This window comes from Glutamicibacter sp. BW80 (genome assembly GCF_002332385.1).
Classification (GTDB): domain Bacteria; phylum Actinomycetota; class Actinomycetes; order Actinomycetales; family Micrococcaceae; genus Glutamicibacter.
In genome coordinates, this window is record NZ_NRGV01000046.1 from 33881 (window position 1) to 54446 (window position 20566).

Annotated in this window: 17 protein-coding genes and 2 tRNA genes; 10 read left to right on the top strand and 9 right to left on the bottom strand. The window is 63.1% G+C overall.

Annotation, left to right across the window (positions count from 1 at the left end):
• Positions 1 to 215 precede the first annotated feature (215 nt).
• Complete coding sequence (locus CIK76_RS12630) at positions 216 to 1334, top strand: methyltransferase (RefSeq protein WP_308727236.1); 1119 nt, start codon at positions 216 to 218, stop codon at positions 1332 to 1334.
• 7 nt (positions 1335 to 1341) lie between these two features.
• Here the strand turns inward: CIK76_RS12630 and CIK76_RS12635 are convergent, their stop codons facing one another.
• Positions 1342 to 1953 carry a class I SAM-dependent methyltransferase gene (locus CIK76_RS12635; RefSeq protein ID WP_096287003.1) on the bottom strand — a complete coding sequence of 204 codons (612 nt, stop codon included), beginning with the start codon at positions 1951 to 1953 and terminating at the stop codon, positions 1342 to 1344.
• A gap of 141 nt (positions 1954 to 2094) precedes the next feature.
• On the opposite strand from CIK76_RS12635, the gene CIK76_RS12640 reads away from it, so the two are divergent.
• Both CIK76_RS12640 and CIK76_RS12645 read left to right on the top strand, forming a co-directional pair.
• On the top strand, positions 2095 to 3324 hold the full coding sequence (locus CIK76_RS12640; protein WP_255248457.1) for an NAD(P)/FAD-dependent oxidoreductase: 1230 nt from the start codon (positions 2095 to 2097) through the stop codon (positions 3322 to 3324).
• Between the two features lie 40 nt (positions 3325 to 3364).
• A complete protein-coding gene (locus tag CIK76_RS12645) occupies positions 3365 to 4978 on the top strand; it encodes a helix-turn-helix transcriptional regulator (RefSeq protein WP_096287005.1) in 1614 nt (537 codons plus the stop codon).
• A 510-nt stretch (positions 4979 to 5488) separates the two neighbouring features.
• On the opposite strand, the gene CIK76_RS12650 is transcribed toward CIK76_RS12645, so the two are convergent.
• The 5 genes from CIK76_RS12650 to CIK76_RS12670 form a co-directional block, all read right to left on the bottom strand.
• Positions 5489 to 5564 (bottom strand) — tRNA-Val (locus CIK76_RS12650).
• Positions 5565 to 5715: 151 nt separating this feature from the next.
• Positions 5716 to 6705 (bottom strand): LLM class flavin-dependent oxidoreductase, encoded by a 990-nt coding sequence (locus CIK76_RS12655; protein WP_096287007.1) that lies wholly within the window; start codon positions 6703 to 6705, stop codon positions 5716 to 5718.
• 667 nt (positions 6706 to 7372) lie between these two features.
• Positions 7373 to 7448: transfer RNA gene (locus CIK76_RS12660), tRNA-Val, on the bottom strand.
• Between the two features lie 97 nt (positions 7449 to 7545).
• Positions 7546 to 7998, bottom strand: coding sequence for a redoxin domain-containing protein (locus CIK76_RS12665; RefSeq protein ID WP_096287009.1), 453 nt, complete (start codon positions 7996 to 7998; stop codon positions 7546 to 7548).
• On the bottom strand, positions 7998 to 8372 hold the full coding sequence (locus CIK76_RS12670) for a DUF3052 domain-containing protein (RefSeq protein ID WP_096287059.1): 375 nt from the start codon (positions 8370 to 8372) through the stop codon (positions 7998 to 8000). The genes CIK76_RS12665 and CIK76_RS12670 overlap by 1 nt, the downstream gene beginning before the upstream one ends.
• Positions 8373 to 8776: 404 nt before the next feature.
• On the opposite strand from CIK76_RS12670, the gene aceE reads away from it, so the two are divergent.
• The 7 genes from aceE (at position 8777) to CIK76_RS12705 (ending at position 17529) form a co-directional block, all read left to right on the top strand.
• Positions 8777 to 11521, top strand: a complete 2745-nt coding sequence (gene aceE / locus CIK76_RS12675) for a pyruvate dehydrogenase (acetyl-transferring), homodimeric type (protein ID WP_096287011.1) — start codon at positions 8777 to 8779, stop codon at positions 11519 to 11521.
• A gap of 144 nt (positions 11522 to 11665) precedes the next feature.
• A complete protein-coding gene (locus tag CIK76_RS12680) occupies positions 11666 to 12874 on the top strand; it encodes a helix-turn-helix domain-containing protein (protein WP_096287013.1) in 1209 nt (402 codons plus the stop codon).
• A gap of 175 nt (positions 12875 to 13049) precedes the next feature.
• Positions 13050 to 13973: an ACP S-malonyltransferase gene (locus tag CIK76_RS12685; protein WP_096287015.1), complete on the top strand. Its 924-nt coding sequence runs from the start codon at positions 13050 to 13052 to the stop codon at positions 13971 to 13973.
• Between the two features lie 23 nt (positions 13974 to 13996).
• On the top strand, positions 13997 to 15058 hold the full coding sequence (locus CIK76_RS12690; RefSeq protein WP_096287017.1) for a beta-ketoacyl-ACP synthase III: 1062 nt from the start codon (positions 13997 to 13999) through the stop codon (positions 15056 to 15058).
• Positions 15059 to 15193: 135 nt separating this feature from the next.
• Positions 15194 to 15439, top strand: coding sequence for an acyl carrier protein (locus CIK76_RS12695; protein WP_096287019.1), 246 nt, complete (start codon positions 15194 to 15196; stop codon positions 15437 to 15439).
• Positions 15440 to 15556: 117 nt separating this feature from the next.
• A complete protein-coding gene (locus CIK76_RS12700; protein ID WP_096287061.1) occupies positions 15557 to 16798 on the top strand; it encodes a beta-ketoacyl-[acyl-carrier-protein] synthase II in 1242 nt (413 codons plus the stop codon).
• Positions 16799 to 16953: 155 nt separating this feature from the next.
• Complete coding sequence (locus CIK76_RS12705) at positions 16954 to 17529, top strand: dihydrofolate reductase family protein (RefSeq protein ID WP_096287021.1); 576 nt, start codon at positions 16954 to 16956, stop codon at positions 17527 to 17529.
• Between the two features lie 129 nt (positions 17530 to 17658).
• On the opposite strand, the gene CIK76_RS12710 is transcribed toward CIK76_RS12705, so the two are convergent.
• The 3 genes from CIK76_RS12710 to dprA all read right to left on the bottom strand — a co-directional run bounded on the left by CIK76_RS12710 (position 17659) and on the right by dprA (position 20563).
• A complete protein-coding gene (locus CIK76_RS12710) occupies positions 17659 to 18162 on the bottom strand; it encodes a DUF3145 domain-containing protein (protein ID WP_096287023.1) in 504 nt (167 codons plus the stop codon).
• A gap of 143 nt (positions 18163 to 18305) precedes the next feature.
• Positions 18306 to 19307 carry a tyrosine recombinase XerC gene (locus tag CIK76_RS12715; protein WP_096287025.1) on the bottom strand — a complete coding sequence of 334 codons (1002 nt, stop codon included), beginning with the start codon at positions 19305 to 19307 and terminating at the stop codon, positions 18306 to 18308.
• Between the two features lie 5 nt (positions 19308 to 19312).
• Positions 19313 to 20563 (bottom strand): DNA-processing protein DprA, encoded by a 1251-nt coding sequence (dprA, locus tag CIK76_RS12720; protein ID WP_096287027.1) that lies wholly within the window; start codon positions 20561 to 20563, stop codon positions 19313 to 19315.
• Positions 20564 to 20566: the final 3 nt, after the last annotated feature.

Below are 20566 nucleotides of genomic sequence, written 5' to 3' on the forward strand. Positions count from 1 at the left end.
CGCTTCGCGCACGGTGATCTTCGTCAACGGCGGCAAGCCGGCGATCGGAGCACGCCGGCCCGGTTTCCTCGGTATCATTGGAACTATCGAACTTCGCAGCAGTTCTGCTCGTGCGCGGTTGCCAATCGGGTGAGCACCACGAAACGACGAGGTGGATTCTTATCTCTCACGCACCCAATGCTGCCGATCAATTGATCTCCTGGGAACACCAGAGTGTGCGCACCACGGCCACTTGGTGGTCGGCTAATGCGCGCTCGGCGCCCAAGGATCTAGTTGTCGTCGACGATCGGCTCACCGCGGATGCGGCCATGAGATACGCCGCCCGGGGCACCGCAATGCTGTGGCTCGGCGACTTCCACAATGCCAAGCAGCTGCTCGCGGCCATCGATCGCCGCCTGGCCAAGACTGGCAAGGCCTCCCGCAAGCAGCTGACCGACGCCGAGAAGTTCTATGCCATCCGGCAATCCCGCGCCCAGCGCTCACGGATGATGTCCCTGCTCCTGGTTCCGCTGAATTTCGACACCCCCGGAGGCACCGCGACGCTGCCGCTGTCCCGGGCCCCGCTGGTCGGTGCCGCGGTGGCCTTTGGCTACGCGCAGCAGGCGCAGCCCGCTTCGGGCCACGCGGTAGTCAGCCTGCAGGAACTGACCGGCATGCTCGGCGCCTACCAGTGGTTCCTCAACGGGGTTGACGTTCCCGCACTGGGAGCCAAGATCCACCCCCACTACGGCACCTTCCTGCCCACCCGCCACGAGTATGTTGATCTGGTGGCCAAGGCGCCGCTCAATACCAAGGAGCTGGCCTTCGACATCGGCACCGGCACCGGGGTGCTGGCCGCCGTGCTGGTGGCCCGCGGGATGAAAAGCGTGCTCGGCACGGACATCCATCAGCGCGCGGTGGATTGCGCGAACGATAATTTTGCGCGCTTGGGCCTCCAAGACGCTGCGCGAGCCGAGCTGACCAGCATGTTCCCCGCGGGCAAGGCCCCCTTGGTGATCTGCAATCCGCCGTGGCTGCCCGGGAGCGCGCCAAGCTCGCTGGACGCGGCGGTCTACGATCCGGGAAGCAAAATGCTGCTGCAGTTCCTGCGCGGATTGCCCGAACACCTGACCGCGGATGGCGAGGGCTGGTTGATCATCTCGGACCTCGCCGAGCTGCTCGGCCTGCGCACCCGTGAGCTGTTGCTGGAAGCCATCGATCATGCGGGCCTGGAGATCATCGACCGGCTCGACACCTCACCAACCCACGCCCGGGCCAAGGACCACTCGGACGTTCTGCACGCGGCACGCTCGCGGGAAGTCACCTCGTTGTGGCGGCTGCAAGCCAAACGCTAAGACACAACTATGCGCTGCGTCCAAGCACGGCGACCAGGAAGTCGTCGGCCGCCCGATGCATATTCCAGCTGGAGTAGCGCTGCTGCAGCTCGAGTCCGGCCTGCGCGGCATCCGCTTCGAACTCGGCGAAATCGTAGCCCCGCCCGGAACCGAAGCCGACAACGAGCCGGCCTTCCGACGCCAAATGCCCGCGCAGCCGTTGCAACGCAGGCAGCCGCTCAGTCTGGGCAAGGAAGGTCAGGACATTTCCGGCACAGACGATGAGGTCGAATTCTTGGGCCGCGCCGGACTCGTCGTCCAACGTGAACGTGGCAAGGTTTCCGGCGTGCCACTGCGCTGCCGGGTAGTCCTCGCGGGCCACCGAGATGAGGTGCTCATCCAGATCGACGCCGACTACTTGGTGTCCGCGCTCGGCAAGCCAGCCGCCGATGCGACCGGTACCGCAGCCGGCATCGAGTATCCGGCTCCCCCGCTCGGCCATGGCATCAATCGTTCGGGCTTCACCGAAGATATCGTTGCCCTCGGCGACAATTTTCCGCCACCGCTGAGCATAGTTCTGGGCATGGTCGGGATTGGCGCGCACCGCGGCGAGCCATACGTTTTCTTCGGGAGCACTCATGCCTCCAGTTTCCCACGCCGGCGTGCACAAGCACCATTCACGATGCCGCGGCCATGGGTATTTTTACCCATGAGCCCGCGTCGCGAAGTTGCGTGAATCGCCCGACGCGGACCTGGCCGCTGGCTGCGTAAGGTGAAATCCATGATCGGTTCGGGGGCTTCCCGGCACCGTAAACCAGCGAAGTCTTCGCTGATTTCCATGGCTCGCATGGAGGATGTCATGTCCAACCACAAGCAGGAAAAATCAACACCCACCCAGCCGGTGCGCAACGTCGACACACTGGTCATCGGCGCCGGCCAGGCCGGGCTCTCCGCGGCCCAGCAGCTCAAGGAACGCGGCGGAGACTGCCTCGTGCTGGAAGCCGGGGAACGGATCGGCGACCAGTGGCGCCACCAGTACGATACGCTGCGCTTGTATACCACCAATCGGGTCAACCATCTGCCCGGGATGAAGTTCCCCGGCGAACCCCGCGGCTTTGCCAGCAAGGACGAACTGGCCGACTTCCTGGAGCACTATGCGGCCAGCTTCGAGCTGCCGGTGCTCTGCCGGGCGCGGGTCAGCTCGCTCACCGGGCACGGGCAGCGGTTCGTGGCACAAACCGCTGCGGGAGAAATCCACGCCCAGCAGGTAGTGATCGCCACCAGCCCCTTCGGCCAGCTGCCGGCCATCCCGCAGCTGGCCGATGAGCTCGACGAACAGATCCTGCAATTGCACTCCAGCGAATACCGCCGCCCGGGACAGCTCAAGCCCGGCCCGGTGCTGGTGGTCGGCGCCTCGCACTCGGGCTGCGATATCGCTTGGGAAGTTGCCCAGCGGCACCCGACGATGTTGAGCGGGCGCGACACCGGTGAGGTCCCGGTGCCCTGGGGCAGCCCGCTGATCCACCTGGTCGTTCCGCTGGTGATGTTCGCCCACACCTATCTGGAAACGCGCAGCACCCCCTTCGGCCGGCGCAAGCGCCTCGAGGTTCTGGAGCACGGGGCGCCGCGGCTCCGGGTGAAGCGCGCGGATCTGGCCGCCAAGGGCGTGAAATGGCACGAGCAGCGAGTCACCGGGGTTCGCAACGGCCAGCCGGTGCTTGCCGACGGCACCGTGCTGGAGGTGGACAACGTCATTTGGGCCACCGGCTTCCGCCACGACTACTCCTGGCTGAAATTGCCGGTGCTCGATGAATCCGGCTGGCCGCGCGAATACCGCGGCGTCGCCCAGGATGTGCCGGGGCTGTACTTCTGCGGACTGGCCTTCCAGCACTCGGAGGCTTCGATGAACCTCTTCGGGGTGGGGCGCGATGCCGCCTACGTCGCACGGCAGATCATCCCCCGCGCATCGAGCCCGCGCAAGGCCGCGGACACCGAGCGGATGATTGCATAGCAAATTCCATGGGCGTAGCCTCGCAAGTGAGGCTACGCCCATGGATAATCCCGAATCTGACCCAGCGCACCAACCGGAGCATCAGGATCTGCAGCCCGAGCAGCTGATGGCCCGAGGCACGCACGCCCATTTGACCGGCGAATCCGCCCGCGGTCTTGACCTGCTGCACCAGGCATTCGTGAAGTTCGGCGAGCAGCATCAACCGGCGCAGGCATTGCAGGCGGCCTTCAGGATCACCATGGTCTATGGCACCAGCGGACAGCCCGCGCTGTTTAATGGCTGGTTGGCTCGCTCGCGCTCCCTGCTGGCCGAGCATGGATCCGCCGCCGACGGCTTACCACCAGCGCTTGAGGTGGCCGCCGGGTACCACGGGGTGCTGCAGCTGCATCAAGCGCTGCTGAGCGGCGGATTTGCCGTCGTGACGCAACAAGCCGCCGAAATCCTGCGGCTCGGACGCATTCACCACAACGCGGACCTGCAGGCGCTGGCCCTGGTTGCCAGCGGCCGCTCAAGCATCTACGCCGGGCGGGTGCCGGCCGGCCTCGACATGCTCGACGAGGCCATGGCCCTGGTCCTGGCCGGGGAATGCGAGGCCATACCCACCGGTCTTGTCTGGTGCGCCGCCATCGAAGCCTGCCAGGAAATCGGCGCCATCGACCGGGTATCCCAATGGACCGAGGCACTGGCCAGCTGGCGGGCGGAGCGCCCGCAGATTACCGCTTTCGGCGGGGAATGCTCGCTGCACACCGGGCAGATCCTGGCCTTGCGCGGTTCCTGGGGTGCGGCCATCGACGAGTTCACCACCTCTTGCCAACGTTTCGAGCTCCGCTCCCAGCCCTATTCCGCAGGGGTTGCGCAGCGCGAACGCGGGGATCTGCTGCGCATCCAAGGTGATTTCAGCGCCTCCGATGAGGCCTACCAGGCTGCGGCGGAGTATGGCTGCGACCCGCAGCCGGGACTAGCACTGCTGTGGTTGGCCAATGGCTCAACCGAAGCTGCCCTGGCCGCCATCCGCCGGTGCCTGGATGAGCGCCAATTGCCCGCCCAACGCCTCGCGCTCCTGCCGGCCGGCATCGAGATCGAGCTGCGACTGGGCACCCGGGACGCGGCGGAGCGGTTGCTGAGCGAGCTGGACGGACAGGCCGATGCCACCGGTTGCCTGATCACCCTGGCCGCGGCCGCCTATGCCCACGCCGATCTGGAGCTCTCCAAGGACGATGCCCACGGAGCTCTGCCCTATGCTCGCAAGGCGGTGCAGGACTTCGGGCAGATCCGCGCACCCTATCTCTGCGCTCGCTCCCGGGTCCTGTTGGCCCGCTCCCTGCTCGCGGTCGGCGACACCCGCAGCTTTCATGCGGAGATGCAGGCCGCCACGGCCACCTTCGAGCAGTTGGGCGCCACTCCGCAAGGCGCCGCGGCCCAGTCGCTGCTGCAGGCGGTCGGCCACGCCGAACCCGCTCCGGGCGGGCTGACCGCTCGCGAGGTCCAAGTGCTGCAGTTGGTGTCCGCCGGGCACAGCAACCGGCAGATTGCCCAGGAACTCTATCTGAGCGAAAAGACAGTTGCGCGGCACCTGAGCAATATCTTCACCAAGATCCAGGTGCCATCGCGCACCGCGGCCGCGGCCTGGGCCTACGAACACGCTCTGGCTTGAAATCGCTCAGGTACGCCTCCGGGCCGGTGCCTCGCGTGGGCCCGGGCCCGTACTTGGATGCTCCGGGCATGGCGAGCAATGCGGCCTCATATCGAGCTCCCTCGTTTTAATCTATGGAGATAGCCCGGGCGCACCCGTGCGCTCTGTGCCTGCCCAACTGGGACTTGCCTCGTGGATAAATCGCATGGCTAATCGGCAAAGCCTCAACTGGCCAAATTTTCGGGCGAAGTAAATGTGCGTGCACTACCGCCCCACCTTCTGGGCAGCCAGATGCAGCGCAACTATGGCCCGAGCAATCGCCAGTCTCCCGAAAGTTGGCTTCTTTCCGCCGGGCTCAATGCACCATACAGGCCCAATGGTTTTCGTTGTCGGGCCCTTATTCGACCAGTCTGGGCATTCGCATGCCGTGGCTATGGCAGTCTGGTCAGGCCGGATCGTCCCGTTTCGCAATCAAATACGAGAAAACCCGCTTCATCCAGCCTGATTAGACTAGATGAAGCGGGTTTCGCTTGGTGGGCCCTACCGGGATCGAACCGATGACATTCACGGTGTAAACGTGACGCTCTACCAGCTGAGCTAAAGGCCCTGACCATTGCTGAACGAAGAATCTCCTTCGCGCCAACAGAGAATAACTTTACTTGCGATTCCCTATCCGCGCAAATCAGCAGGGCGTGACGTGCGTCTCCCACTTCACGGCTCGGTCCAAGCTCACCCAGATTGCGCCACGACTGGAAGCGTTAAAACCAGGCCTGCGCAAGGAGCTGCAGGGAACGATCACGCACAGCTGGATCGAAGGCGTAGGTCGTCGTAATGAGTTCATCCGCACCGGTTCGCTGCACAAACGCATCCAGCTCAGCTTTCACCGTCGAGGCAGCGCCCACCGCCTTGATCTTCAGCATCGGGTTTCTCATGGCGCCGTGGCTTGCCAGCGTCGCTGGGTCCACCGGAGGCTGCAGCTTGCGCGATTGTCCGTGCTGAATATCTTGGAACATCTGCTCTATCACCGTGAATTCTCGCGCCGCTTCCTCATCGGTGTCCGCGACCATCACGTTGATGCCAGCCATCACGTAGGGCTTTTCAATCTGAGCCGTCACCGACTGCGGATTGAATGCCTCTCGGTAGACTTTCAGCGCGTGGTCAACTTGTTCCGGAGCGAAGTGCGAGGCGATCGAAAATGGCAGACCCAACTGACCGGCAATAGAGGCACCATTAACCGTGGAGCCAAGCACCCAAATCGGCACGTTCATGCCGGCTGACACCGCAGAGACGATCGGCATGCTGTGGGCCGTGCCGGTTTCCCCGAACCAGCCCTGCAGGTCATAAATGCTCCGCGCAAACTCTTGCGGATCAGCCGAGGAACGACTGAGCGCCTGCGCGGTCATACCGTCTGTTCCTGGTGCGCGGCCAAGACCCAGATCGATCCGATCACCGTGCATGTTAGCCAAGGTTCCATACTGCTCAGCGACCATCAGCGGAGAGTGGTTGGGCAGCATCACGCCACCAGAGCCCACTCGAATCCTCTCGGTGACCGAGGCCGCCTGCGAGATGAGCAACGCCGTGGCGCTCGAGGCAAGACTTGAGGTGTTGTGATGTTCGGCAAACCACAGCCGATGGTACCCAAGTTCATCTGCCAGCCGGGCGGTCTTCATCGAAGCGGCGATCCCCTCGCGAGCTGTGGAGCCGTCAGAGATGGAGGCAAGATCAAGAATGCTCAACGGAACAGGCAAATCGTTTCCTAAAGTTAGAATTTTTGCAGTATTTTCTTCGCAAAACGGAATTTCGTCGCTTTAAGCAGTAACCACGCTGAGCGCATTCCTATTCCAATGCCCTCCGGCTCACAGGCGCTTTCGGCAGCAGGACACCGATCACGATCGCCTTTCCCCGGCATCCGTACCGTCCACGGAGAACAGCCGTCCGCTGAAGATCCTCGTTCTATGAAATCAACACTCTCCGGTGAACCCCGTGCCATTCAAACGATATGCATTACTTTGGGTTGCGCCACGACACCGCAGGACCCTACAAGTCGATTCTGATCAACAACTTGGTCGGGTGTTGATGTCTTTGTGGAACGCCGTGTCTACTTTCGAACCCTGATGACGCACATCGCTGAGGAATTAATCGACAACGTCTAGATGGTTCTTTGGATTGGCAGTCGAGGGATCTTGGGCTTCGTCATCACTTCTGCCGAACCTCTCGATGATCTACTGCAGGCAATCAAGGGTTAAGTGCCAAAAGGGGGTGCGGAAGTCACCCAAAACACATGAGCACCAGGACTAACACTGCCAACATATGCTCTACGATCTTGCTGCATGAAAACAGCGACCCACCCTGAGGGGCGAGCCGCTGAATCGTGTTTTCAAAATCGGTTAAATGCCGTTTTGAACTATGAAATTTTGGTGGGCCCTACCGGGATCGAACCGATGACATTCACGGTGTAAACGTGACGCTCTACCAGCTGAGCTAAAGGCCCAAATCTCTATGCTGTCTTGCGTTTATCCAAGCCAACGAGAGATAAATTTACCGGCATTTTCCTCACCGTGCAAATCGAGGGAAGCCGGCGAGCAACGTCACCGCGACCTCTTGACCGCCTCGAAGTAGCTTTCCAGACGGCGCGGTTCGGTCATCGAGCTGGTCATCACATCTTGCACGACGCCGTTCACCAGATAGAGAGTCAGGCGTGTTGCCACGCCCTTTTCTTCGTCAAAGGCTCCAGCCAGCCGGGCAACCGCCCCATGGGGCCAGAAGTCGGCGAGCAGGTCGAATTCGATTCCAAGCTGCTCGGCGTAGGTGCGCAGCGCAAACTTGTGATCCACCGAGATTGCCACCACTCGCACCTGCCGATCGAGGAACGTTTGGTGGTGTTCTTGGATTTCTGCCAGTTCGGATCCACAGACGCGGGAAAATGCCCACGGATAAAAAACCACCAGCACCCGGCCCGAAGCGAGCTGGGTGCTGGTGATCGTTTCGCCGTACTGATTTTCCAGCGAGAAATCGAACAGGCGTGAACCTGTTTCGATCATTAGTTCTTCTTGCGTGGTGCCAGGCGGATGGCGGACCAATCCTCGGAGACACCCTCGGTTGTAGTTACATGAAGCCCCGCGGTGGGAGCATCCTGTTGAATCTGGGTTGGGGACACATGTCCGGCCCGACCCTGCTTAGGGGTTAGCAGCCAAACAATGCCACCTTCATCAAGGCAATCCAATGAATCCATTAGGGCGTCGACTAAGTCACCATCGCCGTCGCGCCACCAGAAAATGACTGAATCGACTACGTCGTGGTCGTCTTCGGTGAGCAATTCTGAACCGGTCAGGTCCTCGATAGCATCGCGAAGATCGAAGTCCACGTCTTCGTCATAGCCCAGTTCCTGAATAAGGTCTTCATCTTTGAAACCCATAATCTTAGCGGGTTCCAGGTTTGCCGATACGGCGTCGCTCACTTCATTTCCTCCTGCTGCTACAAAGCGTTACTAACAACAAAACACTCTTTTGCTGTCCCATTCAAGCGCTAACGACGTAACACGCCGGTAATTCTACCTCGATGCATTGTGACTAACATCATTCTTACACGACCATTGCCCACATAGCTCCTGTACTGAGTTGCACATGTCACTCAATAAGTCAGATATAAGCCGTTTTTGGGTCAAAAACGTGTACTTTTCACTTCCCCATAAGAACTAGAGTATGGGTTGAAACGAGATGCTCACGTCACTCAAGTGTGCCTGTCTCAAAGTCCCAACCCGTTGAACGGTCCAAAACTTAGACCAGATCGACGGAGCCGCAATTCAATCAAGGAGCTTCCGTGGCTGTAGAGGAACACATCTCCCAGATCCGTAGTGGTTTGACTTACCAGCTATCCGATCGGGATCCTGAGGAAACTCAGGAATGGTTGGACTCATTCGACTCGCTCGTCGAGGCGCAGGGCACCGAACGTGCCCAGTTCATCATCCGCTCGCTGCTGCAGCGTGCCGGCGCGAAGTCTGTCGGTGTCCCACACGTGACCACCACCGACTATGTGAACACCATTCCGGTGGACCAGGAACCAGAATTCCCGGGCGACGAGTCCGTGGAACGCCGCTTCCGCGCATTCATGCGCTGGAACGCAGCGATCATGGTGCACCGCGGCCAGCACCCTGACATCGGCGTCGGCGGACACATCTCCACCTATGCCGGTGCGGCCACCCTCTACGAGGTCGGCTTCAACCACTTCTTCCGCGGCAAGGACCACGCCGGCGGCGGAGACCAGGTCTTCTTCCAGGGCCACGCCTCCCCGGGCATGTATGCCCGCGCCTTCCTCGAAGGACGACTGGGCGAAGAGGACATGGACGGATTCCGCCAGGAGAAGTCCAAGGAAGGCCACGCGCTGCCTTCCTACCCGCACCCGCGTTCGATGCCGGACTTCTGGCAGTTCCCAACCGTGTCGATGGGTCTGGGCCCGGCAAACGCCATCTACCAGGCGCAGCTGAACCGCTACATCCACAACCGCGGCATCAAGGACACCTCCGACCAGCACGTCTGGGCCTACCTGGGCGACGGCGAAATGGACGAGCCGGAGTCGCGCGGATTCCTCCAGCTGGCAGCCAATGAAAAGCTGGATAACCTCACCTTCGTGGTCAACTGCAATCTGCAGCGCCTCGACGGTCCGGTGCGCGGCAACGGCAAGATCATGCAGGAACTCGAGGCCTTCTTCCGCGGTGCCGGCTGGAACGTCATCAAGGTCGTCTGGGGCCGCGAGTGGGATGCCCTGCTCGAAGCCGATCCGGACGGCGCACTGGTCGACGTCATGAACCAGACCCCGGATGGCGACTACCAGACCTACAAGGCGGAGTCCGGCGCATTCGTGCGCGAGCACTTCTTCGGCCAGCGCCCGGAGACCAAGGAACTGGTCTCCGAGTACACCGACGACGAGATCTGGAACCTCAAGCGCGGCGGCCACGACTACCACAAGGTCTACGCGGCCTATAAGGCAGCCACCGAGTTCAAGGGCAAGCCAACGGTCATCCTGGCCAAGACCGTGAAGGGCTACGGCCTGGGCACGCACTTCGAGGCGCGCAACGCGACCCACCAGATGAAGAAGCTGACCCTGGAAGACCTCAAGGGCTTCCGCGATCACCTGCGCATCCCGATCACCGACGAGCAGCTCGAAGCCGATCCGTACCTGCCGCCGTACTACCACCCAGGTGTTGACTCCGCGGAGTACAAATACATGATGGAACGCCGTGCGGAACTCGGCGGCGCGGTGCCAACCCGCCGCAAGGAGACCAGCACGCCGATCTCCCTGCCCGGGGACAAATCCTACGCCTTCGCCAAGCGCGGTTCGGGCAAGCAGCAGGCGGCCACCACCATGGCCTTCGTGCGCCTGCTCAAGGACCTGATGCGCGATAAGGACTTCGGCCACCGCATCGTGCCGATCGTGCCCGATGAGTCGCGCACCTTCGGCATGGACTCCTTCTTCCCGACCGCCAAGATCTACAACCCGGCCGGGCAGAACTACCTGTCCGTGGACCGCGATCTGGTGCTGGCTTACAAGGAATCCCCTGCCGGACAGCTGATCCACCCGGGCATCAACGAGGCCGGCGCAGTCGCGGCCTTCACCGCCGCGGGCACCAGCTACTCCACGCACGACGCGCCGCTGATCCCGATCTACGTGTTCTACTCGATGTTCGGTTTCCAGCGCACCGGCGACGCCTTCTGGGCGGCCGCGGACCAGATGACCCGTGGCTTCATCATCGGCGCCACCGCAGGGCGCACCACGCTGACCGGCGAGGGCCTGCAGCACGCCGACGGCCACTCGCCGCTGCTTGCCGCAACCAACCCGGCAGTGGTCACCTACGATCCGGCCTTCGGCTACGAGATCGGGCACATCATGCGCTCGGGCCTGGACCGGATGTACGGCGGGAAGCACGAAGATCCAAACGTGATGTACTACCTCACCGTGTACAACGAGCCGATCTCCCAGCCTGCCGAGCCGGAGAATGTGGACGTCGAGGGCATCGTCAAGGGCATCTACCTGCTGAAGGAAGCGACCACCGACGGGCCGCGCGCCCAGCTGCTGGCCTCCGGCGTGGCGCTTGCCTGGGCCGTGGAAGCCCAGCAGATCCTCGCCGATGAGTGGGGTGTCTCGGCCGATGTCTGGTCGGTGACCTCCTGGAACGAGTTGGCGCGCGACGGCCAGATCGCCGACGACAAGGTGCTCACCGATCCGGCTTCGGCCCGTCCGGTGCCGTTTGTGACCTCGAAGCTCGAGTCCACCACCGGTCCGGTTATCGCCACCACCGACTACATGCGTGCGGTGCCGGAGCAGATCCGCCCCTACGTCCCGGGTGAATTCCACACCCTGGGCGCGGACGGCTTCGGCTTCTCCGACACCCGTGCCGCGGCGCGTCGTTTCTTCAAGATCGACTCGCACACCCTGGTGGTCAAGACCCTGGCCTCGCTGGCAGAACGCGGCGAGATCCCGGCGGACACCGCGGTGAAGGCGCACGCCAAGTACGACCTGAACAACCCGAACGCCGGAACCTCCGGCAACGCGGGCGGCGACTCCTAGCCTCGAGCTAGGCCAAGCCGAGACGGCAAGGGCACGAAGGCAGTTCAACTGCCTTCGTGCCCTTGCGGTTATTAACCTCATATTCGCTTCGCGGCGGGGCAAACCTACGAGCGAGTACCGGAAAACTTCCGTATGCTGTGAATTATGAGTCCTCAGGTCGAACCCACATCGAGCGTGCGCTCGCGCGCCGTGCGTTTGCCCAAACCGACGCCGGAAACCATCCGCCGGCTCAAAAGCCACCTCGGGGTGCTTTCCACCACGGCGCTGAAATACCTGGACCAATCCCTGCCTTGGTACCGCTCGCTGGAACCGGCTGAACGCGCCGCCCTCGGGCTGGTCGCGCAGAAGGGCATCTCCACCTTCGTCTCCTGGTACGAGGAACCCGAATCCACCCCGGCCTGGGTGATGAACGACGTCTTCGGCGCCGCCCCCACCGAGCTGACCCGCTCCATCTCGCTGCAGAAAGCGCTGGCGCTGCTGCGCACCATCGTGGAGGTCGTCGAATCCCAGGTGCCCGATATCGCCGCGGAGAACGAACAGGCCCAGCTGCGCGAGGCGGTACTGCGCTACTCGCGTGAGGTCGCCTTCGCCGCCGCCGACGTATACGCCCGGGCCGCCGAAACCCGCGGCGCCTGGGACTCGCGCCTCGAAGCCCACGTGGTGGACGCGGTGCTGCACGGAGAATCCCAGGATTCGCTGTCCTCGCGCATCGCGGCCATCGGCTGGAAGTCGCAGAAGAACATCCGCATCATGGTGGGCACCACCCCGGGCTCGAACTCGGTGACCTTCGTCGCCGCGCTGCGCCGGATGGCGCTGCGCTATTCCAGCGACTCGCTGGTGGGGGTGCTCGGCGAGCGGGCGATCCTGATGCTCTCGGATACCAAATTCGAGGAAGCCGACCTCTCGCGCTTCGCCAGGTTCTTCGGACCGGGCCCGCTCGTCTACTCTCCGGTGGCCGCCACGGTGAAGGATATGCACACCGCCGCCAGTGCCGCGGTGGCCGGCTATGCCGCGGCCAAGGCCTGGCCGCAGGCGCCCGCGCCGGTGGGCGCCGATGACCTGTGGCCCGAGCGCGTCTTCAACGGCGACCCGATGGCGCGGACCGCGCTGATCGAGCGCGTCTACCTGCCCCTGCTCCATGCCGGCAACGGCCTGCTCGAAACGCTCTCCAGCTATCTTTCCCTGGGGCACTCCCTGGAGGGGACCGCCCGGGCGCTGTTCGTGCACGCGAACACCGTGCGCTATCGGCTCAAGCGCGTCTCCGAGGTGACCGGCTGGGATCCGCTGGTGCCCCGCGACGCATTTGTGCTGCAAACCGCGCTGGTGGTCGGCCGGCTCGCCGAGGCGAACTAGCCGCACCCCGGTTTTTATGGAGACCGCACAGTTCAACCGGCGCAACACAAGCGCATTACATGGGTTTTCATGCTCGGCGTACGATAAGCTTTTGTAGAGTTCCTACAAAGAGCCACCACGAGCTTGGTACCGAAATACCGCGCGTGAAGCCGCAACTATTTGGAAAGCTGTAAGAGTGCTAGCAATCGTTTGCCCCGGACAGGGCTCCCAGACCCCAGGTTTCCTCACCGACTGGCTCGAAGTGGATGGCGTTCGCGACCATCTGTCGGCCCTGAGCGAGATCACCGGACGCGATCTCATCGCCCACGGCACCGTCTCGGATGAAGAGACCATCAAGGACACCGCCGTCGCCCAACCGCTGATCGTCGCCGCCGGACTGGTGACCGCGCGCGCACTGTTCGGTGCGCAGCTGCCCGCCGGCGCCGTCCTCGCCGGACACTCGGTCGGCGAAATCACCGCCTCGGCCCTGGCCGGTGCGCTGGGCGAAAACGATGCGATGAGCTTCGTCCGCACCCGCGCCAATGCGATGGCCGAAGCCGCGGCCGCCACCCCTACCGGCATGGCAGCGGTGCTCGGCGGAGACCCCGAAGAGGTGCTCGCCAAGCTTGACGAACTGGGCTTGACCCCGGCCAACGCCAATGGCGGCGGACAGACAGTCGCCGCCGGCACCCTGGAGCAGCTGGAAACGCTGGTGGCCAACCCGCCGGCGAAGGCCCGCGTGATCCCCTTGAAGGTCGCCGGCGCATTCCACACCAGTCATATGGCCCCCGCTGTGGGCGTGCTCGAAGAACTGTCCAAAACGCTGACCCCGCAGGCCCCGGCACAGCTACTGCTCTCGAACTTCGACGGTGCCCCGGTGGCCAGCGGCGAGGCGAACCTCGGCTCGCTGGTAGCCCAGGTCTCCCGCCCGGTCCGCTGGGACCTGTGCATGGAGACCCTCGCAGCCCAGGGCGTCACCGGCCTGCTGGAGCTCTCCCCCGCAGGCACCCTGGTGGGCCTCGCCCGCCGCGGACTGAAGGGCGTGAAAACCCTCGCGCTGAAAACTCCCGAAGACCTGGGCGCGGCCCGCGACTTCGTCGCCGAGCACACCGCCAACTAGCAGACGGGCAGCTTTCCGCAATCATGAGCGTGCAACTGAAAACTCCGGCCACCAACGCCTACAGCCGCATCCTGGGCACCGGATCCTTCCGCCCGGATGTCGTGGTGACCAACGACGACATCTGCCAATGGATCGACTCCTCGGACGAGTGGATCCGCCAGCGCACCGGCATCATCACCCGCCACCGCGCGGATGCGAACACCTCGGTGCTGGATATGGCCGAAGCCGCCTCCCGCCGCGCTTTGGAAGACGCCGGAATTACCGCCGAGCAGCTGGATACGGTCATCGTCGCCACGGTCACCTTCCCGCATGCCACCCCGTCGGCCGCCTCCGCGCTGACCGAACGCTTGGGCGCCACCCCGGCCCCGGCCTATGACATTTCTGCCGCCTGCGCCGGCTACTGCTACGCGGTGGCTCAGGCCGACGCGCTGGTGCGTGCCGGGCTGGCCCAGCACGTGCTGGTGGTCGGCGTGGAGAAGCTCTCGGATTACATCGACAATTCCGAACGCACCATCTCATTCCTGCTCGGCGACGGCGCAGGCGCCGTGGTGATCGGCGCCTCCGAGGTTCCGGGGATCTCCCCGTCGGTGTGGGGTTCGGACGGTTCGAAGTGGAATGCGATCAGCATGACCCACTCGCAGCTGGCATTGCGCGAATCGGTGCTCGGCAGCGAAAACGAGCTGCTGGAAAGCGCCGTGGACGAACCGCTGGAGGAACACGCCAACCCGTGGCCGACGCTGCGCCAGGACGGCCAGACGGTCTTCCGCTGGGCGGTGTGGGAAATGGCGAAGATGGCCCGCAAGGCCTTGCACGAGGCCGGGATCGAAGCCGAGGATCTGGCCGCGTTCATCCCGCATCAGGCGAATATGCGCATCATCGACGAGATGGTCAAGCAGCTGAAACTTCCCGAATCGGTGGTGGTGGCCCGCGATATCGCCGAAAACGGCAATACCTCCGCGGCCTCGATTCCGATGGCCATGGACCGCATGCGCCGCGAGCACCCTGAGGTTTCGGGCAAGCTCGCCTTGCAGATTGGTTTCGGCGCCGGGCTTGTCTTCGGCGCTCAGGTAGTACTCCTGCCCTAAGCTTTAACCCGAAGGCGAACACCGCCTGGTGGGAACCAGTAAAATTTTCACTAAGCCGGACAGTGCCCCGCACGGGGAACTGCGCCACACACAATGACCGGAATATTCCGGCACTACGAGAAAAGGAGCCACCTGATGGCTAGCAACGAAGAAATCCTGGCGGGCCTCGCCGAAATCGTGAACGCCGAGACCGGCCTGGACGTTGCCGACGTGCAGCTGGACAAGTCCTTCACCGAAGACCTGGACATCGACTCGATCTCGATGATGACCATCGTCGTTGAGGCAGAGGACAAGTTCGAGGTCAAGATCCCGGACGAGGAAGTCAAGAACCTGAAGACCGTTGGCGACGCAGTGAGCTTCATCGCCGCCGCACAGGCCTAAGCATTACCGCCCACCCGTAGCGGTGCGGCAATCCGTCGTGCGGGAAAGCCGCACGCACGGGCCGGTACGTGAAGCCGGCCCCCAATATTTTTACACCGCCCAGTAGAGAGTTTGATGATGGCGCGCAAAGTAGTGATCACCGGTCTCGGAGCCACAACCCCCATCGGTGGGGACGTCCCCACCCTTTGGGAGAACGCCCTCAAGGGCGTCTCCGGCGCCGCCACCCTGACCGATTCCTGGGTGGAGGAATACAACCTGCCCGTCACCTTCGCAGCGCGCGCCTCGGTCCCGGCCACCGATGTGCTTTCCCGCGTGGAAGCCAAGCGCATGGATCCATCCACTCAGTTCGCCGTGGTTGCCTCGCGCGAAGCGTGGAAGGACTCGGGGATCGAAGAATTCGACCGCAATAAGCTGGCCGTCGCCTTCGCCACCGGCATCGGCGGGGTCTGGACCCTGCTGGACGCCTGGGACACCCTGCGCGAAAAAGGCCCACGCCGCGTGCTGCCGATGACCGTGCCGATGCTCATGCCAAACGGCCCGGCAGCTGCCGTGTCACTGGACTTGGGCGCCGAAGCCGGCGCGCACACTCCGGTCTCCGCCTGCGCTTCGGGCACCGAGGCCATGCACGTGGGGCTGGAGCTGATCCGCTCGGGCAAGGCCGATATCGTCATGGTCGGCGGTGCGGAAGCCGCGATCCACCCGATGCCGATCGCCGCGTTCTCCTCGATGCAGGCGCTTTCGCGCAGCAACGACAACCCGCAGGGCGCCTCGCGCCCCTACGACATCGACCGCAATGGCTTTGTCATGGGCGAAGGCGCCGGAGCACTGGTGCTGGAGGCCGAAGAGCATGCACTGGCACGTGGCGCACGCATCTACGCCGAACTGGCCGGTACCTCGGTCACCTCCGACGCGCACCACATCACCGCGCCGGATCCGCAGGGTCTGGGTGCGACTCGTGCGCTGAAGGCGGCCATGTTCGATGGCCTCATCCAGCCCGAGGACGTCGTCCACGTCAACGCGCATGCGACCTCCACCCCGGTGGGCGACAAGCCGGAGTACACCGCGCTGAAGGCCGCGCTGGGCGATCACCTGGATGATGTCTGGGTCTCGGCCACCAAGTCGCAGATGGGCCACCTGCTCGGCGCCTCCGGCGCCGTCGAATCGGTGCTGACCACCTTGGCGATCTACAACCGCAAGGCTCCGGTCACGATCAACCTGGACAACCAGGATCCGGAGATCCCGTTGAAGGTCGTCACCGGCCAGCCGGCAATGCTTCCGGCAGAGGGCAGCATTGTGGCGCTGAATAACTCCTTCGGCTTCGGCGGGCACAACGCCGTGGTGGCAATCCGCAGCGTCTAGTTACCGCTTGATTCGGTGGCGGGGCGCCTCTAGTTCTCTAGAGGCACCCCGCCACCGGTGTTTTAACCATCGGTTGGCGGGGCAGAACTATTGTTCGCCACCCCCAGCGTTGTTAGGCTCGGCGGTATCGGCAACCTAGGGAGAAGGGAACTGCCATGCGCAAGCTCATCGCAACAGCGTTTGTTTCGGCGGACGGAGTCATGGAGGCCCCGGGCGGCGAACCGGGGTACCGGAACACCGGGTGGACCATGTCCAGCGTCGATTTCGACCCCGCGGCCTATGAGGTGAAGGGAGCCGAACAAGATGAAGCCGAAGCCATGCTGCTGGGCCGGGTCAGTTACCAATCCTTCAGCGCCGTCTGGCCGGATTTGACCGAGGATTTCCCGAAGTACAACGCGATGCCCAAATACGTGGTGTCTACGACACTGCACGATCATGATTTAGTGGACAACTGGGGCCAGACGCAGATCTTGCGGTCTGCCGCCGAGGTCGCGCGGCTTCGTGCCGGGGATGGTGGACCGCTGATTGTGCACGGGTCCGCGACGTTGCTCCATTCCCTCCAGGAGCATCAGCTGGTCGACCGGTACCACCTGCTGGTCTTCCCGGTGCTGCTCGGCGCGGGCAAGCGGCTGTTCAGTGAGGCCTCGCTGCCGGCGCAGAAATTGGAGCTCATCGATTCGGCCGTGTATTCCAATGGCATCCAGAAGAACGTGTACGACGTGGTGCGCTAACGAACCACCGCCGGCAAACGGGATCCCGATTCACATCGGGATCCCGTTTGTATTGCGGTAACACCCCGCACCACCGGGGATTTACTCGGGAAGACGCAGACAGTCTCCCGGAGACTTATTAACCAGTTGTTATACCACCTGGTTGAGCCATCGAACAGGGATATCTTCACCTGCGTGGCGGAAAGGTTCAAGTTCTTCGTCCCAGGCTTCACCGAGGGCAATGGACATCTCCTGGAAGAAGACGGCCGCGTTCCCGTCGCCCTTTTCGTAGGCCCAACGGATGCGCTCTTCGCCGACCATAATGTTGCCCGAGACGTCGACGGTTGCGTGGAAGATTCCCAGATCCGGGGTGAAAGACCAGCGGCTGCCATCGCAGCCTTCACTTGGTTCTTCGGTGATTTCGAATCGCAGATGCTGCCAACCACGCATGGAAGAGGCGAGCGTGGCCCCGGTACCCTGTGGGCCGGTCCAGCTAATTTCGGCGCGACGAAGTCCAGGCGCTACGTGCTGGTCGGTCCAGTCCATCTTGACCGGTCCACCCAGCACCGCCTCTATGGCCCACTCCAGATGTGGGCATAACGCGGCAGAGGCCGAGTGAATAAAGATCACGCCTCTGGTCATCGGTGCAGACATGCCATCCTCCGTTACGATGTTGATCGTCTTCCCCTACGTCAACTTCGTCGAAGTGCAATTCCTACCGACAAGTACCATTTTGCCCGAACTGTCGCGCTTTCGCCAGCTGTACCGGGAACTTCTCCTAGATTTCACCCAAATCATCAGGCACGCGGGTGCGCTTGCCGGTAACTCTGCCGCAGGCGCTCCACCGATACGTGGGTATATAGCTGCGTGGTTGCCAAAGATGAGTGCCCCAAGAACTCTTGCACGGCACGCAGATCTGCTCCGCCGTCGAGCAAATGCGTTGCCACGGTGTGCCGCAACGCGTGCGGTCCGCTCGCCGAGGTGTCCCCCAACGATTCAAGAGCCAGCGCGATTACCTGGCGGGCCTGGCGCACATTGAGCCTAGCCCCGCGGGCTCCGACCAGCAATGCGCCTTCGGCTTCGGGCAATGCCAAGACGCGGCGGTGGTTTTTCAGCCAAGGTTCGATGACGCGCTCTGCAGGCTTGCCGAAGGGCACCACGCGTTCCTTATTGCCCTTACCTGTCACCCGCAAGGTGCGCCGTTCAAAATCAATGTCTGCAATGTCCAGGGACACCAGCTCGCTGATGCGCAGCCCCGAGGCGTAGAGCAAATCCGCGATCACCCGATCTCGGGCTGCGATCGCCTGGCGTTTTTGTTCCGCATGCCTGTCGGCCTTGGTCTTCGGGATGTCCGAAGATTCTGCGGGCGGCACGGGCGCTGGCCGGGAGAGCAACCGGTCGATCTGCCCGGACTGCAACACATGCGGCAGGCGCTGCTCCTTCTTCGGGGCCACCAACCGAAGCGCCGGATCCTTGGCGACAATTCGGTGTTTGAGCGCCCAGGCAAAAAAATTTTTCACCGACGAGATACGCCGGGCGATGGTGGTGCGGGAAATTTGGGCCTCGTGCAGCTGAGCCAACCATTCGCGGAGCATCTCCACGCTCACCTCGTCCAACTGCCGGACCTTGCAATTTCCGGCCAGATGGCCAGCGACGAGGCGAAGGTCAACGCCATAGGCACGCAAGGTATTCTCGCTCCGGCCGCGTTCCAGGCGAAGATAATCCAGATAGTCGGCGATCGGCTCGGCAATGGCCGCCGGGATCTGTAGAGGTGCGGGGCTGGCAGGTTCGGGCTTCATCTCCTTCAATTTACCGCGTTCTTCGCCGAAACGGATCCGCGGCGCACCAACCGCCAGCGCGCCCCATTGGACTCGACCTTTCCGAGCCGTTCCAAGGCGCTCAGCGCACGCAGGGTGTCCAGAATCGGAATGCCACTCAGGGCCGAAATTTCATCCGGCACGTTTCCCTGCACAAAATTCATCACGTCGTAGATCATTGATTGCGGCTTGCTCAGCCCGTCGGTCGGCCGCGCGTCCTGGACGTCCACGGTTTCTGGCGCCGGTGGAGTTGGCTCGGATGGAACACCGATCAGCTCCAGCACATCTGCCGCGCTGGTCACCAGGGCTGCGGTACCGGCGGCGAGCAGTCGGTGGGTGCCGGCCGAATTTGGTGAATAGACACTGCCCGGAACCGCGGCGACATCCCGCCCCAGGTCCACCGCGTGACTGGCGGTGTTCAGCGCCCCGGACCGGTGCCGAGCCTCCGTAACTAGCGTAAGCCTGCTGATCGCGGCGATTAATCTGTTGCGATTGAGGAATCTGAAGCGAGTGGGCGCGGTCCCCGGAGGCACCTCGGAGAGCAGCAACCCGGTGTCGATGATCTGCCCGAGCAACGTCTCGTTTCCCGCCGGATAGGGCTTATCCGCTCCCCCGGCCAGAATCGTGATCGTCGGATAGCTTGGCGCCTCCAGATCCACGGCCGAGAGCGCCGCTCGGTGGGCGCTGGCGTCGATTCCGTAGGCGCCACCCGAGACAATGGTAAATCCGCGCAGGGCCAATTTGCGTGCCAGCTCGTAGGTGATCTGGTGTCCATAGTCGCTGGAGTCTCGTGAGCCGACAATCGAAATGCAGCGCTGCGCCTCCTGCACGGCCAGTAGCTGCGGACGCCTGGTGCGCCACCATAGGCACAGGGGCTTGCCCAGGCCGAGCTCATCGAGCTGGGCCGGCCAGGCTGCATCGGTCGGCGTGAGTAATCCGCCGTTGAGCGCAGAGATGCGGTCGAGTGCGTCCAACGGGTTGCTGAAGCCCAGGCGTTTGCGCCAGCGGGTGAGCGCCACCGGCAGGCTCATCGTCCGGCTTCCCGATGCACCCTGCCCCAGCACCTCGGCCAAGGCAGCTGCCAGCCCGCCAGGTACATGGTCTTCGCGGCGAATGAGCCGCACGAGTTCGGCCGGGCTCATCAGTTGCAGCAGTCCATTGCAGGCGTAATCGTTGGGCTCAATTAGCGTGTTGAGTTCTGCGAGGCACAACTGCTCGGGAGTGTAGGAACAATGCATGAC

Coding starts and splice junctions, on each gene's coding strand:
- CIK76_RS12635 (WP_096287003.1), bottom strand. CDS start 1,953: ATGAGTGCTCCCGAAGAAAACGTATGGCTCGCCGCGGTGCGCGCCAAT.
- CIK76_RS12640 (WP_255248457.1), top strand. CDS start 2,095: ATGATCGGTTCGGGGGCTTCCCGGCACCGTAAACCAGCGAAGTCTTCG.
- CIK76_RS12645 (WP_096287005.1), top strand. CDS start 3,365: ATGGATAATCCCGAATCTGACCCAGCGCACCAACCGGAGCATCAGGAT.
- CIK76_RS12665 (WP_096287009.1), bottom strand. CDS start 7,998: ATGATCGAAACAGGTTCACGCCTGTTCGATTTCTCGCTGGAAAATCAG.
- CIK76_RS12670 (WP_096287059.1), bottom strand. CDS start 8,372: ATGGGTTTCAAAGATGAAGACCTTATTCAGGAACTGGGCTATGACGAA.
- CIK76_RS12680 (WP_096287013.1), top strand. CDS start 11,666: ATGAGTCCTCAGGTCGAACCCACATCGAGCGTGCGCTCGCGCGCCGTG.
- CIK76_RS12690 (WP_096287017.1), top strand. CDS start 13,997: ATGAGCGTGCAACTGAAAACTCCGGCCACCAACGCCTACAGCCGCATC.
- CIK76_RS12695 (WP_096287019.1), top strand. CDS start 15,194: ATGGCTAGCAACGAAGAAATCCTGGCGGGCCTCGCCGAAATCGTGAAC.
- CIK76_RS12700 (WP_096287061.1), top strand. CDS start 15,557: ATGGCGCGCAAAGTAGTGATCACCGGTCTCGGAGCCACAACCCCCATC.
- CIK76_RS12705 (WP_096287021.1), top strand. CDS start 16,954: ATGCGCAAGCTCATCGCAACAGCGTTTGTTTCGGCGGACGGAGTCATG.
- CIK76_RS12710 (WP_096287023.1), bottom strand. CDS start 18,162: ATGTCTGCACCGATGACCAGAGGCGTGATCTTTATTCACTCGGCCTCT.
- CIK76_RS12715 (WP_096287025.1), bottom strand. CDS start 19,307: ATGAAGCCCGAACCTGCCAGCCCCGCACCTCTACAGATCCCGGCGGCC.
- dprA (WP_096287027.1), bottom strand. CDS start 20,563: ATGCATTGTTCCTACACTCCCGAGCAGTTGTGCCTCGCAGAACTCAAC.